The organism is Aquabacterium sp. (assembly GCF_004297345.1).
Lineage (GTDB): Bacteria > Pseudomonadota > Gammaproteobacteria > Burkholderiales > Burkholderiaceae_C > Aquabacterium.
Window position 1 is genome coordinate 1 of the sequence record NZ_SCTN01000594.1, and the last position, 1,883, is coordinate 1,883.

2 protein-coding genes are annotated in these 1,883 nt (G+C 72.0%); both read left to right on the top strand.

What is annotated here, in order from left to right:
• Nucleotides 1-1,004, top strand: a 1,004-nt coding sequence (locus tag EPO09_RS21855; RefSeq protein ID WP_290646678.1) for an anthranilate synthase component I family protein, incomplete at its 5' end; no start/stop codon positions are given.
• 25 nt (nucleotides 1,005-1,029) lie between these two features.
• Nucleotides 1,030-1,883 (top strand): aminotransferase class IV (locus EPO09_RS21860; RefSeq protein WP_290646680.1); only part of this gene is annotated, 854 nt, incomplete at its 3' end.

Below are 1,883 nucleotides of genomic sequence, written 5' to 3' on the forward strand. Positions count from 1 at the left end.
GCACGGGGAGCGCATGGCTGGCAGGGCGAGCGCTGGATGAACGGATCGGGCGGCTGGATCGGCGATTGGCCGAGGTCCGGGAGCAACTCCTGGCGCCGGCGCCGGATCGTCGCCGAGCGGTCATGGCGGGCGAGCCTCCCTCGGGTCTGGAATTCCGCTCGGGCCTCGATCGGGCCGCGTTCGAGGCCGGTGTCGCGACCGTTCGATCCGAGATCGCTCGGGGCCAGATCTACCAGGCCAACCTGACCCGCCGCCTCGAGACCCCGTTTCGCGGCGACCCATGGCCCATCTTCCGGCGCCTTCGAACCGGGGATCCGGCGCTCTTCGCCGCCTACCTCGACCTTGGATCGAGTCCCGTCACGGGTGGTCCCCGCGCGATCCTGTCCGCATCGCCGGAGCCGTTCCTGTCGGTGACCCAGGACGGGATCGTCGCGACGGATCCGATCAAGGGCACACGCCCGCGTGGCCGCGACCGCGCTGAGGACCGGGCGCTCGCCCGCGAGCTGCTGGGGTCCGGCAAGGATCGGGCCGAGAACGTGATGATCGTGGACGTCGTGCGGAACGATCTCGGTCGGGTCTGCGTGCCGGGCTCGGTCCGGGTCCCGCGCCTCTGTCGGCTCGAGCGAACGGCCACGGTCCAGCATCTCGTGTCCACGGTGACCGGCCGCCTGGCGCCCGGCATGGACGCGTTCAACCTGCTCGCGGCGTCGTTCCCGGGCGGGAGCATCACCGGCGCCCCGAAGATCCGGGCCATGGAGCTGCTCGAGGGCATGGAGCCGGTCCGGCGCGGCCCGTACACCGGCGCCGCGGGCTGGATCGGGGCCGATGGCGCGATGCAGACGAGCATCCTCATCCGCACGTTCGTGGCCGATGGCGCTCGGTTGACGCTCCACGTCGGTGGCGGCATCACGTACCGGAGTGATCCGTCGGCGGAGTTTGACGAAACCGTGGACAAGGCGCGGGGCCCATTGACCGCGATCGGTGGTCGCGAGGTGGCCCCGTGACGCGCCGAGTCCATGAGGCGGCCACGTGACCAGCGTCAGCCACGGCGCGCATCCCGCGAGCCCCGCGCCCGCCGATGCCCCCGGGCACATCTGGGTCGACGGCCGGATCATGCGGGCCGAGGGCGCGCATCTCTCGGCCTTCGATCGCGGCTTCCAGCTCGGTGACGGCATCTTCGAGACGCTCCGGGCGCGCGGCGGGCGGGTGACGGAACTTCGCGAGCACCTCATCCGGCTCCAGGGATCGGCCACCGGCCTCGACATCAGGCTGCCCGTCGGCACCGGGACGCAGATTTCGCGCGGGATCACCTCGCTTTTGGAGATCGAGGGCCTCGCCGGGCCGGAGGACGATGCGTCGATCCGGGTCACCGTCACGCGTGGGTCATTCACGGGACGCGGGCTCCTGCCACCCAGCGCGGGCATCGAGCCGACGATCGTGATCCAGGCCTGGCCGGTCACGCCGCCGCCGCCCGGGCACCTGACCGACGGCCTGCACCTCGTCGTCAGCTCGATCCGGAGGGACCCCGAGAACCCGCTCGTCGCCCTCAAGACGACGAGCCGCGCCGACTACGTCCACGCCCGCCTTGAAGCCCGCCGGGCTGGCGCGGACGACGCGCTCTTCCTGACCCTCGATGGGCATCTGTCCGAGGCGACCTCGGCGAACATCGTGCTCATCCGGGGCGATGAACTCGCGACCCCCGCCCTCGCCTGCGCGATCCTGCCGGGGACCACGCGCAGCTGGGTCCTCGCCTGGGCCGCCGGTGCCGGACTCAACCCGGTCGAGGAGTGGCTCACGACCCGCCAGCTCGCGGAGGCGGACGAGGCGTTCGTCTGCTCCAGTGTCGCGGGCATCCTGCCGGTGACCCGGTTCGACGGCCAGCC